This window comes from Rhizobium nepotum 39/7, from assembly GCF_000949865.1.
Lineage (GTDB): Bacteria > Pseudomonadota > Alphaproteobacteria > Rhizobiales > Rhizobiaceae > Agrobacterium > Agrobacterium nepotum.
In genome coordinates this window covers 72,706-99,307 of the sequence record NZ_JWJH01000019.1, presented here as the reverse complement: position 1 = coordinate 99,307, position 26,602 = coordinate 72,706, and the positions used below count along the sequence as shown (strand labels likewise).

The 26,602-nt window shown below is 59.5% G+C and carries 23 protein-coding genes; 11 read left to right on the top strand and 12 right to left on the bottom strand.

Features of this window, described 5'->3' with window-relative positions; genetic code table 11:
- Nucleotides 1-56: 56 nt before the first annotated feature.
- Complete coding sequence (locus tag RS75_RS19155) at nt 57-956, top strand: LysR family transcriptional regulator (protein ID WP_045023623.1); 900 nt, start codon at nt 57-59, stop codon at nt 954-956.
- 22 nt (nt 957-978) lie between these two features.
- On the opposite strand, the gene RS75_RS19150 is transcribed toward RS75_RS19155, so the two are convergent.
- Complete coding sequence (locus tag RS75_RS19150) at nt 979-1,878, bottom strand: LysR family transcriptional regulator (RefSeq protein WP_045023431.1); 900 nt, start codon at nt 1,876-1,878, stop codon at nt 979-981.
- Nucleotides 1,879-2,013: 135 nt separating this feature from the next.
- On the opposite strand from RS75_RS19150, the gene RS75_RS19145 reads away from it, so the two are divergent.
- From RS75_RS19145 to RS75_RS19130, 4 genes are all read left to right on the top strand, one after another.
- Complete coding sequence (locus tag RS75_RS19145; protein WP_045023429.1) at nt 2,014-2,811, top strand: alpha/beta hydrolase fold domain-containing protein; 798 nt, start codon at nt 2,014-2,016, stop codon at nt 2,809-2,811.
- A gap of 57 nt (nt 2,812-2,868) precedes the next feature.
- Complete coding sequence (locus tag RS75_RS19140; RefSeq protein WP_045023427.1) at nt 2,869-4,059, top strand: efflux RND transporter periplasmic adaptor subunit; 1,191 nt, start codon at nt 2,869-2,871, stop codon at nt 4,057-4,059.
- A 114-nt stretch (nt 4,060-4,173) separates the two neighbouring features.
- Nucleotides 4,174-7,368 carry an efflux RND transporter permease subunit gene (locus RS75_RS19135; protein ID WP_045023425.1) on the top strand — a complete coding sequence of 1,065 codons (3,195 nt, stop codon included), beginning with the start codon at nt 4,174-4,176 and terminating at the stop codon, nt 7,366-7,368.
- A gap of 292 nt (nt 7,369-7,660) precedes the next feature.
- Nucleotides 7,661-7,852, top strand: coding sequence for a hypothetical protein (locus RS75_RS19130; RefSeq protein WP_045023423.1), 192 nt, complete (start codon nt 7,661-7,663; stop codon nt 7,850-7,852).
- 42 nt (nt 7,853-7,894) lie between these two features.
- Here RS75_RS19130 and RS75_RS19125 read toward each other — a convergent pair whose 3' ends face one another.
- Nucleotides 7,895-8,740 carry an endonuclease/exonuclease/phosphatase family protein gene (locus RS75_RS19125; RefSeq protein WP_045023421.1) on the bottom strand — a complete coding sequence of 282 codons (846 nt, stop codon included), beginning with the start codon at nt 8,738-8,740 and terminating at the stop codon, nt 7,895-7,897.
- Between the two features lie 70 nt (nt 8,741-8,810).
- The gene (locus RS75_RS19120) at nt 8,811-10,271 is read right to left on the bottom strand and encodes a phospholipase D-like domain-containing protein (protein WP_045023622.1); all 1,461 of its coding nucleotides are present in this window, start codon (nt 10,269-10,271) and stop codon (nt 8,811-8,813) included.
- Between the two features lie 268 nt (nt 10,272-10,539).
- On the opposite strand from RS75_RS19120, the gene pdxY reads away from it, so the two are divergent.
- Complete coding sequence (gene pdxY, locus RS75_RS19115; RefSeq protein WP_045023419.1) at nt 10,540-11,415, top strand: pyridoxal kinase PdxY; 876 nt, start codon at nt 10,540-10,542, stop codon at nt 11,413-11,415.
- 76 nt (nt 11,416-11,491) lie between these two features.
- Nucleotides 11,492-12,133, top strand: coding sequence for a carbonic anhydrase (locus tag RS75_RS19110; protein ID WP_045023418.1), 642 nt, complete (start codon nt 11,492-11,494; stop codon nt 12,131-12,133).
- A gap of 163 nt (nt 12,134-12,296) precedes the next feature.
- Here RS75_RS19110 and RS75_RS19105 read toward each other — a convergent pair whose 3' ends face one another.
- On the bottom strand, nt 12,297-13,112 hold the full coding sequence (locus RS75_RS19105; protein WP_045023416.1) for a lytic murein transglycosylase: 816 nt from the start codon (nt 13,110-13,112) through the stop codon (nt 12,297-12,299).
- 216 nt (nt 13,113-13,328) lie between these two features.
- Nucleotides 13,329-14,363 carry an aspartate-semialdehyde dehydrogenase gene (locus RS75_RS19100; protein WP_045023414.1) on the bottom strand — a complete coding sequence of 345 codons (1,035 nt, stop codon included), beginning with the start codon at nt 14,361-14,363 and terminating at the stop codon, nt 13,329-13,331.
- A gap of 508 nt (nt 14,364-14,871) precedes the next feature.
- Between RS75_RS19100 and RS75_RS19090 the strand changes: the two genes are divergently transcribed.
- The 3 genes from RS75_RS19090 (at nt 14,872) to RS75_RS19080 (ending at nt 19,982) form a co-directional block, all read left to right on the top strand.
- The gene (locus RS75_RS19090; RefSeq protein WP_045023410.1) at nt 14,872-16,755 is read left to right on the top strand and encodes an MFS transporter; all 1,884 of its coding nucleotides are present in this window, start codon (nt 14,872-14,874) and stop codon (nt 16,753-16,755) included.
- Between the two features lie 187 nt (nt 16,756-16,942).
- Nucleotides 16,943-18,517, top strand: a complete 1,575-nt coding sequence (locus RS75_RS19085; protein ID WP_045023408.1) for a Re/Si-specific NAD(P)(+) transhydrogenase subunit alpha — start codon at nt 16,943-16,945, stop codon at nt 18,515-18,517.
- A gap of 19 nt (nt 18,518-18,536) precedes the next feature.
- The gene (locus RS75_RS19080; protein ID WP_045023406.1) at nt 18,537-19,982 is read left to right on the top strand and encodes an NAD(P)(+) transhydrogenase (Re/Si-specific) subunit beta; all 1,446 of its coding nucleotides are present in this window, start codon (nt 18,537-18,539) and stop codon (nt 19,980-19,982) included.
- Nucleotides 19,983-20,115: 133 nt separating this feature from the next.
- Here the strand turns inward: RS75_RS19080 and rutF are convergent, their stop codons facing one another.
- From rutF to RS75_RS19045, 7 genes are all read right to left on the bottom strand, one after another.
- On the bottom strand, nt 20,116-20,640 hold the full coding sequence (rutF, locus tag RS75_RS19075; RefSeq protein WP_045023404.1) for an NADH-dependent FMN reductase RutF: 525 nt from the start codon (nt 20,638-20,640) through the stop codon (nt 20,116-20,118).
- Nucleotides 20,641-20,666: 26 nt separating this feature from the next.
- On the bottom strand, nt 20,667-21,275 hold the full coding sequence (locus tag RS75_RS19070) for a malonic semialdehyde reductase (protein ID WP_045023402.1): 609 nt from the start codon (nt 21,273-21,275) through the stop codon (nt 20,667-20,669).
- A gap of 17 nt (nt 21,276-21,292) precedes the next feature.
- Nucleotides 21,293-22,084 carry a pyrimidine utilization protein D gene (gene rutD, locus RS75_RS19065; RefSeq protein WP_045023401.1) on the bottom strand — a complete coding sequence of 264 codons (792 nt, stop codon included), beginning with the start codon at nt 22,082-22,084 and terminating at the stop codon, nt 21,293-21,295.
- Between the two features lie 15 nt (nt 22,085-22,099).
- Nucleotides 22,100-22,486, bottom strand: coding sequence for a pyrimidine utilization protein C (gene rutC / locus RS75_RS19060; protein ID WP_045023399.1), 387 nt, complete (start codon nt 22,484-22,486; stop codon nt 22,100-22,102).
- A gap of 26 nt (nt 22,487-22,512) precedes the next feature.
- A complete protein-coding gene (rutB, locus tag RS75_RS19055; protein ID WP_045023398.1) occupies nt 22,513-23,253 on the bottom strand; it encodes a pyrimidine utilization protein B in 741 nt (246 codons plus the stop codon).
- Complete coding sequence (rutA, locus tag RS75_RS19050) at nt 23,250-24,341, bottom strand: pyrimidine utilization protein A (RefSeq protein WP_045023395.1); 1,092 nt, start codon at nt 24,339-24,341, stop codon at nt 23,250-23,252. Before rutA ends, rutB begins: the two co-directional genes overlap by 4 nt.
- A gap of 464 nt (nt 24,342-24,805) precedes the next feature.
- A complete protein-coding gene (locus tag RS75_RS19045; RefSeq protein WP_045023393.1) occupies nt 24,806-25,417 on the bottom strand; it encodes a biliverdin-producing heme oxygenase in 612 nt (203 codons plus the stop codon).
- 282 nt (nt 25,418-25,699) lie between these two features.
- Here RS75_RS19045 and RS75_RS19040 point away from each other — a divergent pair, with 282 nt between their 5' ends.
- Nucleotides 25,700-26,584, top strand: coding sequence for a dihydrodipicolinate synthase family protein (locus RS75_RS19040; RefSeq protein WP_045023391.1), 885 nt, complete (start codon nt 25,700-25,702; stop codon nt 26,582-26,584).
- Nucleotides 26,585-26,602 lie beyond the last annotated feature (18 nt).

Genomic DNA, 26,602 nt, shown 5'->3' with positions numbered 1-26,602 from the left:
ATAATCGGCAAGATTGGATAAAGGCCTTTGAATTAATTTCACAGGTGGATGCGGCGATGGACAATCGAGCCGGCGAAATGGAAGTCTTCGTGGCGGCGGCGGAACTCGGCAGTTTTTCCGCTGCCGGACGCAGGCTGAAACTTTCACCCTCGGCGGTGAGCAAACTCGTCACCCGCATCGAAGACCGGCTCGGCACCCGCCTTCTTGCCCGCTCCACCCGCCTCGTGAGGCTGACGCCGGAGGGAGAAATCTATCTTTCGCGGGCAAGACGCATTCTGGCCGACATAGCCGAGACGGAGCAGATCGTGGCGAGCGGCGGCAAGGTGGTGCCGCGCGGCCTGTTGCGCGTCAACGCCACGCTGGGCTTCGGCGAATGTTATCTCCTGCCGCTCGCGCCGGAATTTTTAACGCTTTATCCGGAAATCGAGCTGGATATTTCCCTGACCGACGGCGTCATCAGCCTGATCGAGGAACGCACCGATATCGCGATCCGCTCCGGCGCGATGGGCGATTCATCCCTGAAGGCGAGAAAGCTGAAAGAGGTCCGCCGGGTCATCGTCGCCTCCCCCGCCTATATCGAAAAACACGGCATGCCGGAAACGCCGCAGGATCTGGCGCACCACAATTGCTTCAATTTCAATTTCAGCCGCAGCCTCAACGAATGGCCCTTCCGCGATCCCGGCTCGACGGAAATCTACCGCCTTCCCGTTACCGGCAACGTCTCGGTCAATAGCGGCATGGCGATGCGCAGGCTCTGCCTGACCGGTTTTGGACTGGGCAGGGTCGGCGAGTTTCATATCGAGCAGGATATCAAGGCCGGTTTGCTCGTTCGGGTGCTGGAAGACTACAATCCCGAGGACATGGAGGTGATCCATGCCGTTTATGCCGGCCACGAGCATCTGGCCGCCCGCGTGCGCGCTTTCATCGATTTTGTCGCCGCAAGGGTTGGGCGATAGCCCGGCCCGGGGCCGGACCGCATCAGACCGTGCTGTGCACCAGCTTCGCCAGCCAGTCGACAAAAACCCGGACCTTGTTGGTGACGTGCCGTGTCTGCGGATAGACCACATAGATCGGCATGGCTTCGCGCCGCCATTCGGGCAGAACCGGCACCAGCTCGCCCCGCGCCAAGGCATCCTTCACCATGAAAATCGGCAACTGCACGATGCCCATGCCCGCAAGCGCCGCGTTGAGATAGGTGCGGCTGTCATTGACGGACACGACATAGTTCGGGGTAAGCTCGACGCTGCGAATCCCGTTATCGAAGGAGATCGGCATGATCTGGCCTGAGGTTGCATTGAGATAGCCCACGGAATAATGGCCGTTCTCCAGATCCTCCGGTTTTTCGGGCATGCCGAAGTTTTCAATATAGAGAGGCGCGGCGAATGTTTCGAACTGAAACTCGCCGACTTTACGAGCGATCAGCGACTGATCGCGCAACACGCCGACCCGGAGCGCGCAGTCGACGTTCTCCGCGATATAATCGACCAGACGGTCGCCAACCCCGAGATCGAGACGGATTTGCGGATAGCGCTGGTAAAATTCGCAAAGATGTGGAATAACCACAAGGTCTGCGAAGACCCCGGCCATTTCCACACGCAACCGGCCGGACGGCTGCACCTGCGCGCTGGACATACTGCCGTCCAGCTCTTCGATTTCCGACAAAATCTGTGAGGCCCGCTCATAATAGAGAGCGCCATCCGTTGTCAGCATCACCCGGCGCGTCGTTCGGTTGAGAAGAGTAGTCTGCAGATGCGCCTCCAGCGCCTGCACCATATTGGTGACTGTGGTCTTTGGCATGTTCAACGTATTCGCCGCTCGGCTGAAATTGCCGGTTTCGACGACACGCGTGAACACTCGCATGGCAGAAAGCTGATCCATCTATCTATTATCCGTATTTTTGGAATAGTGTTTTCATTTTGACGTACTTGATCGTTTTCTCCCGAACAATAATATGAATTTCAGATTTTGCAAATATGGTGAGCCGCCTGATGGTGGCGCACGGGACCGGATCAGATGAAAACGCACTGGGAAAATATCGAAAGCTGTGGGGGCTCCGCATCCCAGCTCTCGGTGCGTCGATATGAAAGCTCCGGCCTGTGCAGCCACCCTCCCGTGGTGCTTTATTTGCGCGGCGGCTCGTTTCTGGAAGAGGGCGGCAATTGCCCGGAGCTTCCAGTGGCCCGCGCGCTCGCGGAAAGCGGCGCAATCGTCGTCGAAGCCGACTATAGCAAGTCGTCCGGCAACGAATTCCCGATGGTGATCGATTGCGCCTTCGAAGCGCTCGATCATCTGAGCAGGGATCGAAAGCATTATGGCGGCGCGAAATCGCTGCTGTTCGTGGCCGGCGAAGAGGCTGGCGGCAATGTGGCGGCGGGACTTGCGCTGAAGGCCCGTGACCGCATGCCGGGCAAGCTTGCCGGACAAATACTTCTGTCGCCCATGATCGACCCGATGATGACGACGGAGTCCTTCCGCGACGCGGACAGGATCGGCATGCGTCAGCGCTGGGCGGATGGCTGGAGCCATTATCTAGCTACGGCCTGCGGGTTTTTCCACCCCTATGCCGCGCCGTGTCAGTGCACGCGGCTCAACCGGGTGGCGCCGGCGCTGATCTTTACCGCCGAGGACGACCCTCTGCGTGACGAGACGGTCAATTATGCCGGGCGGCTCATCGCCTCCGGTGTCAGCGTCCGGCAGCATGTTTTCCCCGCCAGCGTCGGCTGGACGGGGCTTTATCAAGGAAAGGGCGGCGGATGGGTCTCATCCGTCTGCTCGGAGTTCAAGACCTTCGTTGACCAGTTGAAACACTGAAAACCGCATTATTATTGAGAAACTGACCGGCTCCTGATCCGAGCCAAGGAGAAACCCATGACGCCGAACAACAAGCGCCGGGCCCTGACGGGTGCCGGTATCGGACTTGCCTTGTCCGTTGCAGCTGCCGCGCTGATTTTCGACCTGCCCACCAGCCGCGATGCGACGGCCGCTTCCACGCCTGCCGAAACGCCTGCGATCCCCGTCACCGTCGCCAAGGTGGAAAGCCGCGACGTGATGCGCTGGGAAGAGTTTTCCGGCCGCCTCGAAGCCGTAGACCGGGTGCAGATCCGCTCCCGCGTCGCCGGCCAGATCAAGGCCGTGCATTTCCGCGAAGGCGCGCTGGTGAAGGAAGGCGACGCCCTCTTCACCATCGACCCCGCACCCTATCAGGCTGCGGTTTTGGGCGCTGAAGCCCAGGTCGCATCCGCCGAAGCCAAGGTCAGCCTTGCCAAAACGGAACTCGACCGTGGCCGCAGGCTTTCCGACAACCGTACGATCTCCCAGAGCGATCTCGACCAGCGTCAAAGCTCGTTTGCGGATGCCGAAGCCCAGCTTCGCGCCGCCCGCGCCGCGCTGACAACGGCCCAGCTCGATCTCGGCTACACCGAAATCATCGCACCGGTTTCCGGCAGGGTCGGCCGCATCGAAATCACCGCCGGCAACCTCGTCGCCGCCGGCTCGACATCGCCTGCCCTGACGACGCTGGTTTCGGTCAACCCGATCTATGCCAGCTTCAACGCCAGCGAAGGAACGGTAGCTAAGGCGCTTTCCGAACTGCCGAAGACCACCGACGCGCTGCCCGCACTCGAACAGATCCCGGTGGAAATCGGCACGCTTTCGGATGAAGGCACGCCGATCAAGGGCACCCTGCACCTGATCGACAACCAGGTCGATTCCGCCAGCGGCACCATTGGTGTGCGCGCAGTCTTCGAAAACCCGGATGGCAGGCTCATTCCCGGCCAGTTCGTGCGGGTGCGCATGGGTGAGCCGAAGCCTGAAAACCGCATCGTCATCAGCGACCGCGCCATCGGCACGGATCAGGACAAGCGGTTCGTCTTCGTTGTCGATGCCGAAAACAAGGTGAGCTACCGCCAGATCAAGCCCGGCGCACCGGCCGACGGCCAGCGTATCATCGATAGCGGCCTTGCCGCCGGCGATACGATCGTCGTCAACGGTCTGCAGCGCATTCGTCCCGGTGCAACCATCGCGCCGCAGGCGGAAGACAAGGTCGCCGCCTCGCAATAATTCCGTCCCGCCTCCGGCGAGACGCATTTCACACAGAACCGGCCCTGACCGGCGGCCATGATGCCGCCGGAACGGTCCTTGCATTTCCAAATCTACCCGGAGAGGGGACTGGATATGAATATTTCCAGATTTTTTGTCGATAGGCCGGTATTCGCCGGTGTTCTTTCGATCCTGATCGTGGTGGCAGGCCTTCTTGGCATGCGCGCCCTGCCGATTTCCGAATATCCGGAAGTCGTTCCGCCATCCGTCGTCGTCCGCGCCACCTATCCCGGCGCGAACCCGGCCGTTATCGCCGAAACCGTCGCAACGCCGCTTGAAGAACAGATCAACGGCGTCGAGGACATGCTCTACATGGGCAGCCAGGCGACATCGGACGGCGTGCTGACGCTGACGGTCACCTTCAAGCTTGGCACCGACCCCGACAAGGCGCAGCAGCTGGTGCAGAACCGCGTTTCGCAGGCCGAACCGCGCCTGCCGGCGGAAGTTCGCGCCCTCGGCATCACCACCGTCAAAAGCTCGCCCGACTTCATCATGGTCGTCAATCTGGTGTCGAAAACCGATGCCTATGACATCACCTATCTGCGCAACTATGCAACGCTGAACGTCAAGGACAGGCTTGCCCGCATCGAAGGTGTGGGCCAGGTGCAGGTCTTCGGCGCCGGTGACTATTCCATGCGCGTCTGGCTCGATCCGCAGAAGGTTGCCGAGCACGATCTCGCCGCCAGCGACGTATCGGATGCCATCCGCCAGCAGAACGTTCAGGCAGCAGCCGGCGTTATCGGTGCCTCCCCAAGCCCGAACGGCGTCGATCTTCAGCTCAACGTCAATGCCCAGGGCCGTCTGACGACGCCGGAGGAATTCGGCAACATCATCGTCAAGAGCGGTGCGAACGGCCAGATCACCCGTCTTCGCGATGTCGCCCGCATCGAACTCGGTGCGGCCGATTACACGCTGCGCTCGCTGCTCGACGGCGAACCCGCAGTGGCGGTCGCCGTATTGCAGGCCCCCGGCTCGAACGCCATCGAAATCGCCGACAATGTCCGTGCCACCATGGACAACCTACAGCTGGCGATGCCTGATGGCGTGAAATACGAAATCGTCTACGACACGACGAAGTTCGTTCGCTCCTCCATCGAAAAGGTCGTTGATACGCTCCTCGAGGCCGTTGGCCTCGTGGTGCTGGTGGTCATCATCTTCCTCCAGACATGGCGCGCCTCGATCATCCCGCTGATTGCCGTCCCGGTCTCGATCATCGGCACCTTCGCCGTCATGTATGCCTTCGGCTTTTCCATCAACGCGTTGACCCTGTTCGGCCTCGTGCTGGCCATCGGCATCGTGGTGGACGACGCCATCGTGGTGGTGGAAAACGTCGAGCGAAATATCGAAAGCGGGCTATCGCCGCGTGACGCCACCTATAAGGCCATGCGCGAGGTGTCCGGGCCGATCATCGCAATCGCACTGGTTCTGGTCGCCGTCTTCGTGCCGCTTGCCTTTATCTCCGGCCTTTCCGGCCAGTTCTACCGGCAGTTCGCGCTGACCATCGCCATCTCCACCGTCATTTCGGCGATCAATTCGCTGACGCTTTCGCCAGCCCTTGCAGCCCTGCTGCTGAAGGAACACGGCGCGCCGAAAGACTGGCTGACCCGTTTCATGGACCGGATTTTCGGCTGGTTCTTCCGCGGCTTCAACCGCGCCTTCGGTGCCGCTTCCAACGGCTACGGCAAAACCGTGGGCGGGCTGGTGACGCGCAAGAGCCTGGTGATGATGGTCTATATGGCGCTGGTCGCGGCCACCTACAGCATGTTCAGCATGGTCCCTAGCGGGTTTGTGCCGGCGCAGGACAAGCAGTATCTGATCGGCTTCGCCCAGCTTCCGGACGGCGCAACGCTTGACCGCACGGAAAGCGTCATCAAGCGGATGAGCAAGATCGCCATGGACCAGCCGGGTGTCAGCCACGCCATCGCCTTCCCCGGCCTGTCGATCAACGGCTTCACCATCGGCTCCAATTCCGGCATCGTCTTTGCGGTTCTCGACGACTTCGAAAACCGCAAGACGCCGGAACTATCAGGCGGCGCCATCGCCATGCAGCTGAACCAGAAGTTTGCCGGCATTCAGGATGCCTTCATCGCCATGTTCCCGCCGCCGCCGGTCAACGGTCTCGGCCAGACGGGCGGCTTCAAGCTGCAAATCGAGGACCGCGCCGGTTACGGCTACCAAGCCCTTGACGAAGCGGCCAAGGCGGTCATCGCCAAGGCATATCAGACGCCGGAGCTGGCGGGCATTTTCTCCAGCTTCCAGATCAACGTGCCGCAGCTCTTCGCCGATGTCGATCGCGCCAAGGCCGAGCAGCTGGGCGTTTCGGTCAGCGACGTCTTCCAGACGTTGCAGATTTATCTCGGCTCGCTTTATGTCAACGACTTCAACGCCTTCGGGCGGACATACAGCGTGCGTGTACAGGCAGACGCGCAATTCCGCGCCCATGCGGAAGATATCGGCCGCCTGAAGGTACGTTCGTCCACCGGTCAGATGATCCCGCTTTCCACGCTGCTGAAGGTGGATGCGACGACGGGACCGGAGCGCACCAACCGTTATAACGGCTTCCTTGCAGCAGATATCAACGGCGGACCGGCACCGGGTTACTCCTCCGGACAGGCGCAGGCAGCTATCGAGAAAATCCTTGCCGAGAACCTGCCCGCCGGGATCGATTACGAGTGGACGGACCTGACCTACCAGCAGATCCTCGCCGGCAATTCCAGCCTCGTGGTCTTCCCGCTGGCGTTGCTGCTGGTCTATCTCGTACTGGCTGCACAATATGAAAGCCTCACATTGCCGATCGCCATCATTCTGATCGTGCCACTTGGTGTATTGGCGGCCCTGACAGGCGTATGGCTGACAGGAGGGGACAACAACATCTTTACGCAGATCGGCCTTGTCGTCCTTGTCGGCCTCTCGGCGAAGAACGCGATCCTGATCGTGGAATTCGCCCGAGAGCTGGAATTCGAGGGACGAACGCCGCTTCAGGCGGCAGTCGAGGCAAGCCGCCTTCGCCTTCGCCCGATCCTGATGACCTCCCTCGCCTTCATCATGGGCGTGGTGCCGCTGGTCGTCTCCACTGGCGCGGGTGCGGAAATGCGCGCGGCCATGGGTGTCGCAGTATTCTCCGGCATGATCGGGGTGACGTTCTTCGGCATCTTCATGACACCGGTGTTCTACGTGCTGTTGCGCAAGCTGGCCGGCAACCGTCCCCTCATCCAGCACAAGCAGGAAGAACCGGCCAATTCGGACTACAAGCTCGAAAAGGCCGGCTGAAACCACTACTCCCATCCACCGCAACCTTCGACGCAAGCCCGCCGCGCATCACCCGATGCGCGGCGTTTTTGTTGGGAAAACCATCGATGTGCATCGCCTGAAATAGAATCCGTTTCAATGACTTAATCGCCAACAACACAGATGCTTCGTCGCAATAAATGCATCTGATATGAACTATATCTGCATAGACTAATAGAAACACAAAGAAACAATGCTATTTTATGCTTTATGTTTTGTGATAGCTTCAATCACAAGGTGATTCGGACTAAATGATTTAGTTCAGGGGTGGCAGATGGAGCAGGAATACGAAAACTGGGCAACAACCGTTGCCTATTCGATAGTGATGCATGAAGGTCTGGATCTGGCGCTTGCCGCGCAAAATCTGGACAGGGGCAAGACCAGAAACAACCGTGAGCGGCTGATGGAAGCCATTCGCACGTCGTTGCTGGAGGCCCGTTCGCGCAGCCATCTGGCGGCGGCGTAGCGGCCATGAACTCTGTCTGCCGTGTCCGATGCTGCCGGAGGATCAGGCCGGAAGCAGGTCGGTCCGGATTGCGGCTTTCAGCGGCAGGTGGTCCGAGGCGATACGCGCCAGCGCGCTGTCATGCGCTTCCACCTGTTCGATCAATCCCTCACGGTTGGCGATAATCCTGTCCAGCGCCAGCACCGGCAGGTTGGATGGAAAACTCGGCACTGCGGGCGGCAGGACGCCGAAAGCGTCCCTCAGTGTATTGAGCGACGAGCCGTTGCCGAGACGCCATTCGTTGAGGTCCCCCATAAGGATGGTCGCGCATTCGTTGCGCGCTTCCAGGAGGCCGATAAGCGCCTTTGCCTGCTGGGCACGGGAATGTCTCAAAAGACCGAAATGCGCGGCGATGATGCGCAGCGTGCCGCCGCTTTTCAGATCCAGTTCCACGACGAGCGCGCCGCGCGGCTCCAGCCCCGGCAATTTCAGCGTATGGACGTCGCGCACCGCGCCTTCCCTAAACAGCACGACATTGCCGTGCCATCCATGCGCCTTCACGCCCGCCTGCACCGGCACGGGAATGAGCCCGCTTTCCCGCTCCAGCCGGGTCAGATCGAGCAGGCCCGTGCGCTCGCCGAAACGGCTGTCCGCCTCCTGCAACGCGATGATATCCGCCCCGATTTCCTGAATGACGCGGCTGGTGCGATCCGGATCGAACTTGCGGTCGCGGCCCACGCATTTATGCACATTATAGGAAGCGATAACGGGAAAGGAATGATCTCTCGTCGCCGGCCCCGCACTCTGCCGTTGACGACGGTCGCGCAGCGACTGCATGACGAAGGCGGGCAGACTGCTGTTCTTCGCCAGGGCCGTTTTTTCGCTGTCCAGCAAACCGTTTTTCTTCACGCTGCAATGTCTCCGCTCAGATTAAAACTGTCAGAGCGTCCTTCATGTGCCCTTTCGGAGGCACGGCGCTCTAAAGATAGGGCGAAGCAAGCCACAGGACACGCTCCACGAAACGGACAACGAATGGCCGCGCATTCAGTTCGCTGAGCCGGACGGGCAAGGCGGTTGCACGCGCATCCCGGATGCGGTCCCCGATCGTCGCGGCGAATTCATGATCCATAACTTCAAGGTCGATCTCGAAGTTCAGCCGCAGCGAACGCGGATCGAGATTGGAAGAGCCGATATAGCTCCAGCACCCGTCGATCACCAGAAGCTTGGAATGGTTGAAAGCCCCCGTCGCCCGCCAGATGCGGCAGTAGTTCTTCAGCATCTGGTCGAATTGCGCCGTCATCGCCCTGTCCACAAGCACAAGATTGTTGCTTTGCGGCACGATGATATCCACCACGACCCCCCGCCTCGCTGCTGTAATGAGTGCCGAAATAAGCTCTCGATCAGGGAGAAAATAGGGCGACATGATGAGAATGGAGGAACGGGCGATGGAAAACGCACCCATCAGCATCTTGTGACTGGTCTCGATGCTCCTGTCCGGCCCCGAGGATGAAACGCGCGCGACGATCTGCGAGCCCGGCACGCCATCGGGAATGGCGATATCCCAAACCGGCGTATCCAGAAGCTCCCCGGTCGTGAAACGCCAGTCCTCCGCCGCTATGGAGAAAAAATCCGACACCACCGGTCCGGTGATCTTGAAATGGGTGTCGTGCGACTGTTTTTCCGCGTCGAATTCCAGGCAGAAACCCTCACGGATATTCATGCCGCCGCTAAAGGCGATGCGCCCGTCCACCACCAGGATCTTGCGGTGAGTGCGCAAATTCGCATAGGGCAGCCGCAGCCCCATGATGACATTGCCGTTGAAGACATCTGCAATGATGCCCTTTTCCCTGAGCGTCGGCAGGATGCTCGGCACGGAGTAACGCGCGCCCACCGCATCCACCAGCACCCGCACCTCCACACCCCGGAATTTCGCGCTTTCGAGTGCCTTAACGAAGCGGGCGCCGATCCTGTCATTGTCGAAAATATATGTTTCGAGGATGATCGACCGCTTCGCCTCCCCGATCGCCTCCAGCATGGCGGCATAGGCCACGTCGCCGGTGACAAGCGGCTCGATGCCGTTTCCTGTTGTCAGCGCATGGCGCGTCACCCGGTCGCCCAGCGTCTTCATCGCCTCGAAACGCCGTCCGAACCGCTCGGCGATCACCTCGCCGCTCGCATCCAGACGCGCCACGCGATCCATGATTTCATCCTGCATGAAGGAGCGCTGCTGCGTGATGTTGGACCGGCGAATGCGGTTGATGCCGGCAATGGCATAGATGACCGCGCCGACGATGGGCGAAAGAACGATGACGCCCACCCAGCCAAGTGCGGAGCGAACCTCCTCCTTCGTCATCGTGGCATGCACGGCCGCCACGGTTCCCATCAAAATGGAAAGAACGGCAAGGATATGGGGCCAATAGGCAATGACGAGATCGAGCATGGTGCAACTATAGGGCATCGAGCCGAAAAGTGTAACGCGGTTTTCGGAAAACCCGATGCGTAAACAAAATGATGGAGCAGTCCGCCGATCCCGTAATGATGGCCCGCCACCGGGAAGAACGGCCTGCGCGCCGCCCATCCTTTTGCGGGATAGTCCCTTGCGGGATTAACGGTGGAAAGTGACGGTGCGATATGTCATGAGAGCGCATCTTGATCTTTAGGCAGGGGCACTTGCGGCTTCTGCGGCGTTTGAAAGCAAGAAGGCCGTGATGCAGGAAAATACACAGGGCGCCGTCATCGTCATTTCCAGCCACGTCATGCGTGGATCGGTCGGCAACAGGGCCGCAGTCTTCGCGCTGGAGACCCTCGGTTATCCGGTATGGGCGGTGCCCACCATCGTTTTGCCCTGGCACCCCGGCCATGGCCCATCCACGCGGATGCGCTTTCAGGACGACGACTTCGACAAGGCCATGACCGACCTTGAAAACGCGAAGTGGATCGGTGAGGTCAAAGCCGTTCTGACCGGTTATTTCGGAAGCGCCGCACAGGTCCGTTCTGTCGCAAGGCTGATCCGCAATCTCAGGGAGAAAAACCCGGCGCTCGTTTACGCCTGCGATCCTGTCATGGGCGACATGGGCGGGCTTTACATTCCGGTCGAAACCGCCGAAGCCATCCGCGACGAACTCATTCCGCTCGCCTCGGTCGCGACGCCGAACCGTTACGAACTGGCATGGATGAGCGGCGCGGAACTTGAGACCAACAACGCCATCATGGACGCCGCGCTCTCCCTCGGCCCCTCAAAAATGCTGGTCACATCAGCCGTGCCGATGATGGCGGGCGGCACCGGCAATCTTTATCTGAGCGGCCGGCACGCGCTGCTTGCGGAACACCGCGCCATAGACGACGCGCCGAACGGTCTCGGCGACCTGATGGCGGCACTGTTCCTCGCCCGGCTGCTGGAAGGCCTGGACGACGAAAAGGCGCTGCAACTGGCCACCGCCAGCGTGTTCGAAATTCTGGCGCGAACCAAAAAACGCGGCAAGAACGAATTGACGCTGGAGACCGACGCTTCAAGTCTCTCCACACCTATGGCCATGGTGCAGATGCGTCATCTCTTGCATCCTTCACGCAGCAAGCGCAAATAGCGCCTTTAAGGAATGGTCTTCAACGCACCAGGTTCGCTTCCTGATCTTGGTCCAAGCATGACGGTACTGCGATATCATGAAAGATTTTCCAGAAACCCTTTTGAACGGCTACAAGAACTTCATGAGCGGTCGCTATGTCGACGAACGCGAAAGATACCGTGTTCTGGCCGATACAGGACAGAAACCGCAAACCCTGTTCATTGCCTGTTGCGACTCCCGTTCGGCGCCGGAAACGATTTTCGACTGCGGGCCGGGAGAACTTTTCGTCATGCGAAACGTCGCCAACATGGTGCCGCCCTACGAGCCGGATGGTCAGTACCATGCCACCTCGGCCGCCATCGAATATGCCGTGCAGGTTCTGAAGGTGAAGGACATCGTGGTCATGGGCCACGGCCGCTGCGGCGGCATTCAGGCAGCGCTCGACCCGAACCTTGAACCCCTGTCGCCGGGAGATTTCATCGGCAAATGGATGAACATGGTCAAGTCGGCGGCCGAGCAGATTCAGAGCAACGATATCATGACCGCCTCCGAGCGCCAGACGGCGCTGGAACGTGTTTCCATCCGCAACTCCATCGCCAACCTGCGCGCCTTCCCCTTCGTCAAGGCGCAGGAAGTCGCCGGCAAGGTAAAGCTGCATGGCGCCTGGTTCGATATCTCGACCGGCGAATTGTGGGTGATGGACAGCAAAACGGGCGACTTTCGCCGCCCTGATCTGTGATTGAAGCAGGAGATTGTCGCTAGAGCGTCTCCCCGTCATCCTTGGGCTTGTCCCAAGGATCTAAGCACGTCAACAAAATCAATATGTTGTAGATCCTCGGGACAGGCCCGAGGATGACGTAGCGTGCGTGGTGGGCCTGTCAAACCCACTCAGACCCAAGACCCTATTGGCCGTCGATCGCCTTGCCGATGAAGGCGATGGCCTGCTGATAGACGCTTGCGGCGTTCCAGCCCTGGATGGCCGCGTAGTTTGCCTGCCCCTGCTGATAACCCGCACCGCGCTGCCAGCCATGGCCGACGAGGAAATTGGCCGTGGAGGCCAGCGCATCGGCGCGCGAGCCGACAAGGTCGATCCTGCCGTCACGGTCGAAATCCACGCCGTAGCGCACGACGTTCAAAGGCAGGAACTGCGTCTGGCCGATTTCGCCATGGGCGGCGCCCTTGGCGTTGACATTCAGCGAACCGCTGCCGACGAGCTTCAGGGCCGCATAAAGCTGCTCCGTGAAGTAATCCGAACGGCGGCAGTCGAAGGAGAGCGTCGCCACGGCAGAAAGCGTGTGCTGGTTGCCCATGAAGCCGCCAAAGCCGGTCTCCATGCCCCAGATGGCCAGAAGCGGGCCGGCCGGCACACCATAGGCCTTTTCGATCGAGGCGAAGAGAGAGGCGTTGTTCTTCTTCATGGTCTTGCCGCGCGAGATGATCGTCTGGCCGCCACGCTTCTGCATGAACTGTTCAAAGGACAGCTTGAAGCTGTGCTGGCCGCGATCGGCGCTGATGGTGGCCCGGTTGTAGGAAACACCCGAAAAAGCGCGATCGAGCACCGAGGCGCTGACGCCGCGGCCTGCCGCTTCCTGCTTGAACGCTCCGACCCAGGCCTCGAACCCTGCCGAAGTGTTGCCGCATTGCGCAGCCATAACCGGCGTCGCTACCAAAACCGAGACCATGGCCACACCAGCCAGGATTGTCTTCATTGCCCGCATCAAAATCTGCCTTCGATATCCTTTGGGGAATTCATCCCGAGAACAAAAACGTCACCGCTGTATGAATTCAGGTGCCAAACTGCCTCTTTGACGGCCCAAACTGCCTTTCGGCAGCAAGGCCTGCAAATAAACTGGCCGTGATCGTCGCCAATCAGGAAACCCGCCTGCCCCACACAGAACAGACGGGTTATACTTAACGAACCTTAAAAAATCGTATCAGGCAGCCGCCTTGCGGGGCTTGATAAGACCACGGTTGACCAGAAGTTCGGCGATCTGGATGGCATTGAGGGCGGCACCCTTGCGCAGATTGTCCGAAACGATCCAGATGTTAAGGCCGTTTTCGACGGTCGCATCCTCGCGGATACGCGAAATATAGGTCGCATCTTCACCGGCGGATTCAACCGGGGTGATGTAACCGCCATCCTCGCGCTTGTCGATGACGAGGCAACCCGGCGCTTCGCGCAGGATGTCACGCGCCTGATCGGCGGTGATCTCGTTTTCGAACTCGATATTGACCGATTCCGAATGGCCGATGAAAACAGGAACGCGCACGGCCGTGCAGGTTACCTTGATCTTCGGATCGAGCATCTTCTTGGTTTCGGCCAGAACCTTCCACTCTTCCTTCGTATATCCGTCTTCCATGAAGACATCGATATGCGGGATGACGTTGAAGGCGATGCGCTTGGTGAACTTCTTCGTTTCGACAGGATCGGCCACGAAGACGGCGCGGGTCTGCTGGAACAGTTCGTCCATGCCTTCCTTACCGGCGCCGGAAACCGACTGGTAGGTGGAGACGACGATACGCTTGATCTTGGCGAAATCATGCAGCGGCTTCAGCGCGACGACGAGCTGGGCCGTGGAGCAATTCGGGTTGGCGATGATGTTCCTGCGGGTAAAGCCCACGATCGCATCGGCATTGACTTCCGGAACGATCAGCGGAACGTCCTGATCGTAACGCCAGGCGGAGGAGTTGTCGATGACGACGCAGCCCTGCTGGCCGATCTTCGGCGACCACTTCTTGGAAACCTCGCCGCCGGCCGACATCAGGCAAATATCCGTGTCGGAAAAATCGTAATTTTCGAGGTTGGCAACCTTCAGCGTGCGGTCGCCGTAGGAGACTTCCGTACCCTGCGAGCGGGAGGAAGCAAGCGGCACGACTTCATCTGCGGGGAAACCGCGTTCGGCCAGAATATTGAGCATTTCGCGACCGACGTTGCCGGTAGCGCCTGCAATTGCAACTTTGAAACCCATGATCAAGCTCTCTTTCTGTCTCTCCTCTTTTGGGTGAGGTGGGGAACCCGCATCGCATTGCGGCTTCCTCGATCCCCAGCCAAACCGGGGAGAGAGCGGTGGCCAGAGACGTCAGACGGTTTTAATCGTCGTTTTGGCCGTAATTCGGATGGAATAAGAAAGGCGCGGATCATCGCCGGCGGATTGTGCCGGTCCTTCCATGACAATCATGTCTGCAACATGCCTGCGCAAGGTGATGCTCCTTCTTCGCGAGAAGCTATTAGAAGGTTTGGTGTTCCTGTCAAGGAAAAAGGCGGGATAGGACCCACCGCGCGCATGCCGGCAAACGCCGCCTCGCGACATTTTTGCACGTTATACATTAGACTAAAGTCATAATCCGAAAGCATCGCTCTTATTGGGGTTAATTTTCTGTCACTCTGACACCATGCGCATTGCACCCCCATGGGGGAGTCCGGAGGAGAGACAGGGCTCTGCAGTGCGTTCATTTGACATCTGTGGAGGACAGACAATGGCAAACGTAGCAGCCGTAAGCGGCGCCGCCCGTCCCATGACGGGTGAAGAGAAGAAGGTGATTTTCGCCTCTTCTCTCGGAACAGTCTTCGAATGGTACGATTTTTATCTGTACGGCTCGCTCGCGATCTATATCGGCGCGAACTTCTTCAGCCAATATCCCGAAACGACACGCAACATCTTCGCGCTTCTGGCATTTGCCGCGGGCTTCCTCGTGCGCCCCTTCGGCGCTCTGGTATTCGGCCGTCTGGGCGACATCGTCGGCCGTAAATACACCTTCCTGATCACCATTATCATCATGGGTATTTCGACCTTCCTCGTCGGCGTCCTGCCCGGCGCATCCCAGATCGGCATCGCGGCCCCCGTCATCCTGGTTATCCTGCGCATGCTGCAGGGTCTGGCGCTTGGCGGTGAATATGGCGGCGCTGCGACCTATGTGGCCGAACACGCGCCCAACGGCCGCAGAGGCTATTACACCTCGTGGATCCAGACGACGGCGACGCTCGGCCTGTTCCTGTCGCTGGTGGTCATTCTCGGCGTGCAGTTCGCGCTCGGCAAGGAAGCATTCGCCGCCTGGGGCTGGCGCATTCCCTTCCTCGTATCGGTTCTGCTGCTCGGCGTATCGGTCTGGATTCGTCTGAAAATGAACGAATCCCCTGCCTTCAAGAAGATGAAGGAAGAGGGCAAGACGTCGAAAGCCCCGCTCAGCGAAGCTTTCGGCCAGTGGAAAAACGCTAAGATCGCCCTGCTTGCCCTCGTCGGAGCCGTTATCGGTCAGGCCGTCGTCTGGTATACGGGCCAGTTCTATGCGCTGTTCTTCCTGCAAAGCATTCTGAAGGTGGACGGCCAGTCGGCCAACATCATGGTCGCGGTGGCCCTCATCCTCGGCACGGGCTTCTTCGTGTTCTTCGGCTGGCTTTCCGACAAGATCGGCCGCAAGCCGATCATCATGGCCGGTCTCGTTCTGGCGATGCTGACCTACTTCCCGCTGTTCAAGGCGCTCACATGGGCGGGCAACCCGGCACTCGCGCAGGCGCAATCCACCGTTCGCGCCACCGTGACCGCCGCTCCGGGCGACTGCAAATTCCAGTTCAACCCGACAGGCACAGCGAAATTCACCACGTCCTGCGATATCGCCACCTCGTTCCTGACGCGCAACTCCGTCCCCTATGACGTCGTTGCGGGAACGGCCGGCGAACCGGCGAGCGTCAAGATCGGCGACGCCACCATTGCCAGCTACGACGCCATCGCAGCCGGTGCGGATGCGTCGGCGAAGGACAGGGCCTTCCAGAAGCAGATCAACATCGCGCTGCACGACGGCGGTTACCCGCTGGCGCGCGGCGCAGCACAGGTGCCGGACGCCAAGCTGGACGCCTTCATTGCCGCCAACCCGGAACTCAACCTCAATGCGGAAGCCGTTCGCGCCACCGACAAGAAGATGGTGGCGACCGACAAGCTGGTGGCGGACAAGCTGCTGACGCCGGCCGAGACCGCAGGAGCCGCGGAAATGGCCGTCTACAGCATTGCCGGTGGCGGCGCCTTCACCATGGTCGCCGATCCGGCCGCCGTGAACTGGATTGCCATCATCGCGGTCCTGACCGTCCTCGTGATCTATGTGACGATGGTCTACGGCCCGATCGCCGCCCTGCTGGTCGAACTGTTCCCGACCCGCATCCGCTACTCCGGCATGTCGCTGCCCTACCATATCGGCAACGGCTGGTTCGGCGGCCTTCTGCCTGCCACCGCTTTTGCGATGAGCGCGGCGAAGGGCGATATCTACTACGGCCTCTGGTATCCGATCGTTTTCGCAGGCATCACGCTGGTCATCGGCCTGCTGTTCCTGCCGGAAACCAAGGATCGCGACATCCACACCATGGAATGATCGACCCAGCTTTCAAAAATGGAGCCCGGCGCCAACGCGCCGGGTTTTTTATTGCCGCCGTACCGCCAGTGCCTCAACTGACCTTTTCGCGCCGGTCATTCCGCCGCAGGTAGAAAGCATCAAAAACAGGACAAAAACGTCCGAAATAGGCTATGAGGCCTATCGTGCGGAAAAAGGGAGAGGCATTTTGAGAATCGGGACGCCCAAGGAACTTTATGATGGCGAGGCGCGCGTCGGCATGACGCCCGACAGCGCGCAAGGCCTGCAGAAACTCGGATATGATTGCATCCTCGAGACAGGTGCTGGCAAGGCGGCGGGATTTTCCGACGACGCCTATCGCGCAGCGGGCGTAACGATCGTCGATAGCGCCGATGCGCTTTACGCCGACGCCGACATCATCGCCAAGGTTCGTCCGCCGGAAACGTCGGAGATTGATCGCCTGTCTTCGGACAAGACGCTGATCTCGTTCTTCTATCCCGCCCAGAACAAGGACCTTCTGGAGCAGGCGAAGGAAAAGGGCGCAAATGTCATCGCCATGGACATGGTGCCGCGCATTTCCCGCGCCCAGAAGATGGATGCGCTGTCCTCCATGGCCAACATCGCCGGTTATCGCGCCGTCATCGAGGCGGGCAATAATTTCGGCCGCTTCTTCACCGGTCAGGTAACCGCCGCCGGCAAGGTGCCGCCAGCCAAGGTTTTGATCATTGGTGCCGGTGTTGCCGGTCTTGCCGCCATCGGCACGGCCACCTCGCTCGGCGCAATCACCTATGCCTTCGACGTTCGCCCGGAAGTGGCCGAACAGATCGAATCCATGGGCGCTGAATTCGTCTATCTCGATTTCGCCGACCAGAGCCAGGACGGCGCAGCGACCGGCGGTTATGCAGCCCCCTCCTCGCCGGAATTCCGCGAAAAGCAGCTCGAGAAATTCCGCGAGCTGGCACCACAGATCGATATCGTCATCACCACGGCGCTCATTCCCGGCCGCGACGCGCCGAAATTGTGGCTCGCCGACATGGTGGCGGCAATGAAGCCGGGTTCGGTCATCATCGACCTCGCGGCCGAGCGCGGCGGCAATTGCGACCTGACGGTTCCCGACAGCCGTGTCGTTTCCGACAATGGCGTCATCGTCATCGGCTATACGGATTTCCCGAGCCGCATGGCGACGCAGGCCTCGACGCTCTATTCCACCAACATCCGTCACATGATGACCGACCTGACGCCAGCCAAGGACGGCAAGCCGGTTCACAACATGGAAGACGACGTCATCCGCGGCGCGACCGTCACCTATCAGGGCGAGATCACTTTCCCGCCGCCGCCCCCGAAAATCAAGGCAATCGCCGCGCAGAAGCCCAAGGAAAAAGTAAAAGAGCTTACGCCCGAGGAAAAGCACGCCAAGGAGCGGGCCGAGTTCAAGGCGCAGACGAAAAACCAGGTCGGCCTGCTCGCCATCGGCACTGCGGTCCTGCTTCTCGTCGGCCTTTATGCGCCGGCTAGCTTCATGAGCCACTTCATCGTGTTCGTGCTGGCCTGCTTCATCGGTTTCCAGGTCATCTGGAACGTCAGCCACTCGCTGCACACGCCGCTGATGGCGGTGACGAATGCCATTTCCGGCATCGTCATCATCGGCGCGCTTTTGCAGATCGGGTCCGGCAACTGGCTGGTAGTGATCCTCGCCTCGCTTTCCGTCCTTATCGCGACCATCAATATCGTCGGCGGTTTCCTCGTGACACGGCGCATGCTCGCCATGTTCCAGAAATCCTGAGCCGTGTAGGGGACACTCAATGACCATTGGTATCGTTTCCGCGGCCTATGTTGCCGCAGCCGTTCTCTTCATCCTTTCCCTCGGCGGCCTTTCCGGGCAGGAAAGCGCCAAACGCGCCGTCTGGTACGGCATAACAGGCATGGGCCTGGCCGTTGTCGCCACCGTTTTCGGCCCTGAGATCAGCAAGGGCGTCGGGCAGTGGCTCGTCGTGCTTCTGATGCTGGCGGGTGGCGCCGTTCTCGGCTACTTCGTCGCAAGCCGCGTGCAGATGACCGAGATGCCGCAGCTGGTTGCCGCACTTCACTCCTTCGTTGGTCTTGCCGCCGTCTTCATCGGCTTCAACGCCCATATCGAGGAAGCGCATGTCGCCTCGCTCGATGAGACGGCGCGTTCGCTGCTAACAGGCTTTTCCGCCATTCTCGCCCACAAGACGCCGGTGGAACTGGCGATCATGAAGGTCGAGGTCTTCCTCGGCGTCTTCATCGGCGCGGTCACCTTCACCGGTTCCGTCGTCGCCTTCGGCAAGCTCGCCGGCAAGGTGGACGGCAAGGCGAAGAAGCTGCCGGGCGGACATGTGCTCAACGCCAGCGCCGCGATCCTGTCGCTCGTCCTGCTCATCATGTATTGCAACGGTGCCGGCGCATGGACGCTGGTGCTGATGACGCTTGCCGCCTTCTTCATCGGCTATCACCTGATCATGGGCATCGGCGGCGCCGACATGCCCGTCGTCGTCTCGATGCTGAACAGCTATTCGGGCTGGGCGGCAGCGGCAATCGGCTTCACGCTCGGCAACGATCTGCTGATCGTCACCGGCGCTTTGGTCGGCTCCTCGGGTGCGATCCTGTCCTACATCATGTGCAAGGCGATGAACCGCTCCTTCGTCTCCGTCATCCTCGGCGGCTTCGGCGGCACGACGGGTCCAGCGATGGAAATCGAGGGCGAGCAGGTGGCGATCGATGCCGAAGGTGTCGCAGCCGCACTGAACGACGCCGACAGCATCGTCATCGTGCCCGGTTACGGCATGGCGGTGGCGCAGGCTCAAAGTGCGGTGTCCGAACTGACCCGCAAGCTGCGCGCCGACGGCAAGACCGTGCGTTTCGCCATCCATCCGGTGGCCGGCCGCCTTCCCGGCCACATGAACGTGTTGCTCGCCGAGGCCAAGGTGCCTTACGACATCGTGCTGGAAATGGACGAGATCAACGACGATTTTCCGAGCACCGACGTCGTCATCGTCATCGGCTCCAACGACATCGTCAACCCGGCGGCCCAGGACGATCCGAACTCGCCCATCGCCGGCATGCCGGTTCTGGAAGTGTGGAAATCAAAGCTGGTCATCGTCTCCAAGCGCGGTCAGGGAACCGGCTATTCCGGCATCGAAAACCCGCTGTTCTACAAGGACAATACCCGCATGTTCTATGGTGACGCCAAGAAGTCGATCAACGAGCTTCTGCCGTTCATCAAGTAACAAAAAGGGCGTTTCCGGAAACCGGAAACGCCCTTCTTTGCTGACGAAATACACCAATTTCTCTTCCGCCATACCGGACTAGATCCGGCATCCAGCCACGGCGCGTCTGCGTCGTGAGAGGAGTCCAGCGCGATCAAAGCACCCGGTAGCGCCGGTTGAAATACATCAGCGCTTCTTCGCCCTCGTTGATCCGCATGTCGACGACATCGCAGATCAGAATATCGTGTGTGCCGCCATTATGCGCCTCGCGGATGCGGCAGTCGAAGGAGACCAGCGCGTCTTCCAGAACCGGAGCGCCGGTTTGAAGCACGTCCCAGCTGCCGGCAGCGAAACGTTCCTCCGCCGGTGTTTTGCCGCCGAACAGGGTGCTCAGCACCTCATGTTTCGACGCAAGCGTGTTGACGCAGATGACACCGTTTTCCTTCACCACCTTGTAGGCGGAAGAATTGCGATTGAGGCAGACGAGCAAGGTGGGCGGATTATCGGAAACGCTGCAAACCGCCGTCGCTGCAAACCCCGCCCTGCCGGCCACACCGTCCGTGGTGACGATGTTGACCGCAGCACCCAGCCGCGCCATGGCGTTTCTATAGTCGAGGCTGCGCTGCTCAGCAGTCTTCGTCTCCATTTCCGCTTCCTTTTTTAGAGACATCATCTGCATCTAAACCATCCTTCCTTAACAGGCCCTCAAGCCAGAACACAGGCGTCTTCGAATGTGAGGCGCGGCAGGCGGCCGAAAAGCTTCGACGGATCGCCGTAACCGAGATTGATCAGGAAGTTGGATTTCCACGTCGTACCCGCAAAAAACGCCGCATCCACCTTGCCCTTGTCGAAACCGGACATGGCCCCGGTATCCAGCCCAAGCGCACGGGCCGCAAGGATCAGATAACCCGCCTGCAAGGTGGCATTGCGGAAGGCCGTTTCCTCGGCCACGGCGGGGCTGGACGTGAACCACGAACGCGCATCCGCATGGGGAAACAGGGCCGGCAGCTTTTCATAAAATTCGCTGTCGATGGCGGCGATGACAGTGACGGGTGCCGCCATGGTCTTTTCGAGATTGCCGGAAGAAAGCGCTGGCCTCAATTTTTCCTTGGCTTCCGGGCTGCGCACGAACACGAAACGCGCCGGCGAGCAATTGGCCGAGGTCGGCCCCATCTTCGTCAGGTCGTAAAGCGCTGTCAGCGTCTCGTCGCCGACCGGCTTGTCCGTCCAGCCATTATGGGTGCGGGCCTCGGTGAAAAGCGTTGCCAGTGCCTTAGTGTCCAGGGGGGCAGCGTCGTCCAGTGCTCTCGTCATCTTACTCTCAAATCCCGTCAGAATGTTTGTGTTGCCGGTAGCAGAAACTGCAAAAGCCGCGCGTTGAAAAGGTCAGTCTCGGTGATATTGACCGCATGCGCACCGAAATCGACAAGGCAAAGCTCGCTTTGCGGCAAACCCTCCGCAAGACGCTGCGACCGGGTATAGGGCACCAGAAGATCGTCCTTGGTTGCCACCACCAGCACCGGATTGTCGATCTCGCCCAGACGACTATCGACATCGAAGGCCCGGAGTGCTGCGATGCGCCGAAGCACGTTCGTCTTGCCCTGAAAATGCGCGACACCGTGCGCATCATCGTGCGCCAGGCGGTCCTGATTTTCCGACATCCATGCCGCCGGATAAAGAAACAGCGGCTGGGCTTTCACGAAAGCCTCAACACCGGATTTCTCCAGAAGCTCGATCCGCACGTCAAAGCAGCGCCCGGAATGCGGATCGGCCTTGCTCCAGGCGTTGATAAGAACCAGCCTGTCGATGACGCCGGGCTGGCGAAGCGCGATATCGAGACCGATCAGACCGCCGAGCGCATGGCCCATGAAGTGGAACTTTTCGAGGTTCAGCGCCGAGACGATCTCCAGAACATCGTCCGCCATGGCCGATATGCCGCCATCCGCCGGCACCTCGCCGCCCGTCCGGCCGGTTCCGCGATGGTCGTAGGTGACGATCCGGAAATGATCGGAGAGAGCCGCGATCTGCGGCGTCCAATAGGCACCCGATCCGCCCAGTCCCGATGAGAGCAGGATGGTGGGCGCCTCGGGATCTGCCCGGCCATGAACCTCGAAATGCATCATCTTGCCGTTTCGCCCCTATTTGCCGATATGGGCGACGGTGGCGATTTCCACCAGTGCATCAGGCTTTACGAGGCCGCACTGGATGCAATAACGCGCCGGCTTGTCACCGGGGAAATACTCCGCATAGACCGTATTGACCGCCTGATAATTCGCCCAGTCGGTGATGAAGATGTGGTTCATCGTCACATCCTCCATCGTGCCACCGGCAGTTTCGATGACAGACTTGATGGTTTCCAGAACATGGCGGGTCTGGGCGCTGGCATCGCCCACATGCACGACATTATTGTCCTTGTCGAAGGGCAGCGTGCCGGAAACATAAACCACGCCATCGGCAAGGGTTCCCGGCGAAAAGGGAGCGATGGGCTTGCTGGTACCAGCGGGCACGATGATCTTTTTCGGCATTTCGTTCTCCTCTTTGTGGTTCTCAATCAATCGGCAACGGGTGCGGCCTGCGAAATCACACCGCAGAAATCATTGACGGTGGCAACCCAGCCGAAAAATTTCTCGACATTGTAGACCGTCGCCTGCTGAATAAAGTCTGGACCCAGATGATGCGTGGCATCCTCCAGCATCACCCCGAAATATTCGAGATGGAAGGCATCGCGCAGCGAGCTTTCCACACAGACATTGGTGGCGATGCCGACGAACACCAGATTGCGGATGCCACGGGCGCGCAGGACGCTGTCCATATTGGTGTTGAAGAAACCGCTGTAACGCGTCTTCGGCACCAGAATATCGCCGGGCTGCGGCTGCAACTCGTCGACGATGGCATAGTCCCAGGTGCCCTTGGCCAGCAGCTGACCCTGTAGCTCCGGCCTTTTGCGCATTGTCTTCAGCGCGTTGGACTTGTGCCAGTTGGGCGAACCCGGCCCGCCCGCCTCGACATAGTCCTTGTCCCAGCCATTCTGGAAATAGATGACCTGAACACCTGCCGCCCGCGCCGCATCCAGCGTCTTCTTGATATTGGCGATAGTGCCCTTGGCCCCGGAAATATCGAACCCGGCAAGATCGACATATCCGCCCTCGGTCGAATAGGCGTTCTGCATATCGACCACGACAACGGCGGTCTCGCTGGGCTTGAGGGTAATCGGCTCCGGCCTTGCGGGAAGCGTCACGCTTTCCGAACGGCTTTCCGGCCCCTTATATCCCGCCACGACGGCTTCACTCATTCCGCTGCCTCCAGCTCGGCCAGAACATGCTGGCGGCTCTTCATCAGCGGCTGCACATATTTGCCGAATTTTTCGACGCCTTCGAGGAAATCGTCGAAGGTCAGCATCACGCCGCCCGTTCCCGGCACTTCGCTCATTTCATCCAGCATCGCCGCCACCTCCTCATAGGAGCCGATCAGCGTTCCCATGTTGATGTTGACCGCCGAGACAGGGTTGGACATGTGCCGGACATTGGTGTCGGAGCCGGATTTGGTGTCGACAGAACTCTGCAGGCCGAGCCACTTGATCGCCTCCTCATCCGCGCCCGCCTTGTAATGCTCCCACTTCGCCCAGGCATCCTCGGATTTTTCTTCCGCAAGGATCATGGTCAGCACCACGGATTTAACCTCGCGGCCGGACTTTTCCGTCGCCGCCAGAAGCCGCTCATTGGTGGGCGCGAAGGCCTTGGGCGTGTTGACGCCGACGCCGAAGCAGAAGCTGTAATCGGCGAACTTGGCCGAAAACGCCATGCCGGAATTGGAGGAACCGGCGCAGATGAGCTTCACGTCACCCTGCGGCACCGGCTTCATGCGGCAATCATCCATCTGGAAGAACTTGCCCTTGAAGTCCGACTGCCCTTCCGTCAGCAGCTCTTTCAGAACGGAGGTATATTCGCCGAGATATTCGTAGCGATCACCGAAATAATCGTCGCCCGGCCAAAGCCCCATCTGGCTATATTCGGGACGCTGCCAGCCGGTAATCAGGTTGATGCCGAAACGTCCGCCGGAAATGGAATCGATCGTCGTCGCCATGCGCGCAACGATGGCCGGCGGCATGACCAGCGTGGCGGCGGTGCCGAACAGCTTGATCTTGGAGGTGACGGCCGCAAGGCCCGCCATCAGTGTGAAGGATTCCAGATTATAATCCCAGAACTCGGTCTTGCCGCCGAAGCCGCGCAGCTTGATCATCGACAGCGCGAAGTCGAAACCGTATTTCTCCGCCTTCAGCGTGATTTCCTTGTTCAGGTCGAAGCTTGGCTTGTATTGCGGCGCATTCTCGGAAATGAGCCAGCCATTGTTCCCGATCGGTATAAAAACACCAACTTCCATCTTGCTGTTCCCTTTTTTGGCATCAGGCGTTTTCCTGATTTGAAGAAAGAGTAGCAGGTTCCGTGCCAGACGAAAAAAAATAATTTTATCAAATGGATAATTTTTTGGAGCCAGGATTTCTTTTTACCAAAAGATAAAAATTTTATCATTTGGTAAAAATATATGCCTGTTTATTCGGCAAATATTGAACGCAACGTGCGGCAAATGAGCGGCTCTCACAACGGCTGTAGAGCGTCGCACGACATCCGAAAACCTCTCCTCCGTCATGCCGGACTAGATCCGGCATCCAGCCACGGCGCGTCTGCGCCGTGAATAGAGTCTCACGCGATCAAGGACTTGATCGCACTAGACCCCGGATCGGGTCCGGGGTGACGGCGTGAGGATGCTACGACTCAGTCAAACACGCACGCGCAACGAGGCATTTCTGCGTTATGAGGAAACCATCGCAAAGCTATGCCAAAACCTCAGACGAGGCGTTGCTGCGCGTAAGCATGCACGGCCCGGAAGGCAGCCTCAGCGCCGGCGACAACCCGTTCTTCCTCTTCGACCGTGAGCGCGATTTCATCGAGTGCGGCCGTGAAGGTGCGCCAGTGCAGACCACGCCCTTCCGGAGCGCCGGCCAGATGGCGCGCACCGAATTCTTCTGTCAGGCCAAGTTTGGCCGCATCTTTCAGAAGGAAGGCAGCACCGAGGTTGGAGCCTTCAACCACGTAGAGCCAGCCCATGGCCTCAGGCAGATCGAACGGCGTTTCACTGGTAAAGCGCGGTGCTTCCGCTTCGGGAATAGCGTGACCGAGATCGGCAAGGTCCTGCTCGATCATGGAGAGACGCCGACGACCCTTGAGATCGGGCAGCAAGCTATCGAGCGTTGCATTGGAGAAGAAGACATCGAGGTCGCGATGGAAAAGATATTGCGTTTCCACGAACTTGCCGAAGTTCTCCCGGCTCTCGAACGGCTTGGCGGCCATGATGAAAGTATCGAGATCGCCATGCGCGCCGCGCGTCGCAGCCCTCAGGCGCTTCACTCGGCTCTGCTCGATCTCTTCCACAGGCGCTGACGGCTCCACAACGGTCATGACACTTCCCTTTATCCCACAATCAGATTGCCTGATAAAAATCTTTACTAAAATAGTCAAATTTTATTTTCGGATTTTTCCGGTACGCCAAGGAAAAATGGCATCCATGTAAACCGCCGCAAACACTCAATGCTCCACCCGACCCAACGCAGCTCCTCAAGCGGCCTCCGGAACCAATTCTCCCCCATTCCCACCTCCTGCACAATCATCTTGCAATTACCTCTTTACAACTAACATGTCAGCGCGCTATCAATCTGCAGTCACCTTGGAGGAGCATCTTAATTGACCCAGAAATTCGGCCTTTCGGCAGCCCTGACGACCCCTTTCAAAACTGACGGAACCGTCGATATCGATGCCATGATCGCACATGCCCGCCGTTGCCTTAAAAATGGCTGCGACAGCGTGACACTCTTCGGCACCACCGGCGAAGGATGCTCCGTCGGCAGCCGCGAACGGCAGGTCATTCTCTCCCGCTTCATCGAGGCAGGCATTGAGCCATCCCGTCTGGTCACCGGCGTTCTCGTGGATTCCATCGAGGACGCGGCCGACCAATCGGCTGAGGCGTTGAGCGCAGGCGCCCGCAATATTCTGCTCGCCCCGCCCTCCTATTTCAAGAATGTCAGCGACGACGGCCTGTTTGCCTGGTTCTCGGCCGTTTTCGAAAAGATCGGCAAGGGCGCGCGTGACGTCCTCGTCTACAACATCCCTTCCGTGACCATGGTGACGCTGTCGGTCGAGCTGGTGGGACGGCTGAGACAAGCGTTTCCGGGCATCGTCACCGGAGTGAAGGACTCCTCCGGCAATTGGGGCCATACCGAGCGCCTGCTGAAAGAACACGGTGATCTCGTCATCCTGATCGGCGATGAGCGCGATCTGGCCAAGGGCGTTCGCCTCGGCGGCCAGGGCGCCATCTCCGGCGTGGCCAATTTCCTGACGCAGGAAGTCCGCGCCATGGCCGTTGACGGCAAGGACGACAGCCGCATCGTCGATCTTGTTGTGGAACTTCTGAAATTTCCGGTTACGCCCGCCGTTAAGGTGCTGGTATCACACACGACAGGGGAAAATATCTGGTCCGACGTGCGCGCGCCGCTCGTCGCCATTTCAGCCGAAGACCGGCGGCGGATCGAAGGCGCATTCGACGCGCTGTTTCGTAAACAGGCCGCCTGAACAGACCTTGAAAGGTTG

What these genes read in the sequence shown, in the direction of transcription:
- RS75_RS19155 (WP_045023623.1), top strand. Translation starts at nt 57, where the DNA reads ATGGACAATCGAGCCGGCGAAATGGAAGTCTTCGTGGCGGCGGCGGAA.
- RS75_RS19150 (WP_045023431.1), bottom strand. Translation starts at nt 1,878, where the DNA reads ATGGATCAGCTTTCTGCCATGCGAGTGTTCACGCGTGTCGTCGAAACC.
- RS75_RS19145 (WP_045023429.1), top strand. Translation starts at nt 2,014, where the DNA reads ATGAAAACGCACTGGGAAAATATCGAAAGCTGTGGGGGCTCCGCATCC.
- RS75_RS19140 (WP_045023427.1), top strand. Translation starts at nt 2,869, where the DNA reads ATGACGCCGAACAACAAGCGCCGGGCCCTGACGGGTGCCGGTATCGGA.
- RS75_RS19135 (WP_045023425.1), top strand. Translation starts at nt 4,174, where the DNA reads ATGAATATTTCCAGATTTTTTGTCGATAGGCCGGTATTCGCCGGTGTT.
- RS75_RS19130 (WP_045023423.1), top strand. Translation starts at nt 7,661, where the DNA reads ATGGAGCAGGAATACGAAAACTGGGCAACAACCGTTGCCTATTCGATA.
- RS75_RS19120 (WP_045023622.1), bottom strand. Translation starts at nt 10,271, where the DNA reads ATGCTCGATCTCGTCATTGCCTATTGGCCCCATATCCTTGCCGTTCTT.
- pdxY (WP_045023419.1), top strand. Translation starts at nt 10,540, where the DNA reads ATGCAGGAAAATACACAGGGCGCCGTCATCGTCATTTCCAGCCACGTC.
- RS75_RS19110 (WP_045023418.1), top strand. Translation starts at nt 11,492, where the DNA reads ATGAAAGATTTTCCAGAAACCCTTTTGAACGGCTACAAGAACTTCATG.
- RS75_RS19105 (WP_045023416.1), bottom strand. Translation starts at nt 13,112, where the DNA reads ATGCGGGCAATGAAGACAATCCTGGCTGGTGTGGCCATGGTCTCGGTT.
- RS75_RS19100 (WP_045023414.1), bottom strand. Translation starts at nt 14,363, where the DNA reads ATGGGTTTCAAAGTTGCAATTGCAGGCGCTACCGGCAACGTCGGTCGC.
- RS75_RS19090 (WP_045023410.1), top strand. Translation starts at nt 14,872, where the DNA reads ATGGCAAACGTAGCAGCCGTAAGCGGCGCCGCCCGTCCCATGACGGGT.
- RS75_RS19080 (WP_045023406.1), top strand. Translation starts at nt 18,537, where the DNA reads ATGACCATTGGTATCGTTTCCGCGGCCTATGTTGCCGCAGCCGTTCTC.
- rutF (WP_045023404.1), bottom strand. Translation starts at nt 20,640, where the DNA reads ATGCAGATGATGTCTCTAAAAAAGGAAGCGGAAATGGAGACGAAGACT.
- RS75_RS19070 (WP_045023402.1), bottom strand. Translation starts at nt 21,275, where the DNA reads ATGACGAGAGCACTGGACGACGCTGCCCCCCTGGACACTAAGGCACTG.
- rutD (WP_045023401.1), bottom strand. Translation starts at nt 22,084, where the DNA reads ATGATGCATTTCGAGGTTCATGGCCGGGCAGATCCCGAGGCGCCCACC.
- rutC (WP_045023399.1), bottom strand. Translation starts at nt 22,486, where the DNA reads ATGCCGAAAAAGATCATCGTGCCCGCTGGTACCAGCAAGCCCATCGCT.
- rutB (WP_045023398.1), bottom strand. Translation starts at nt 23,253, where the DNA reads ATGAGTGAAGCCGTCGTGGCGGGATATAAGGGGCCGGAAAGCCGTTCG.
- rutA (WP_045023395.1), bottom strand. Translation starts at nt 24,341, where the DNA reads ATGGAAGTTGGTGTTTTTATACCGATCGGGAACAATGGCTGGCTCATT.
- RS75_RS19045 (WP_045023393.1), bottom strand. Translation starts at nt 25,417, where the DNA reads ATGACCGTTGTGGAGCCGTCAGCGCCTGTGGAAGAGATCGAGCAGAGC.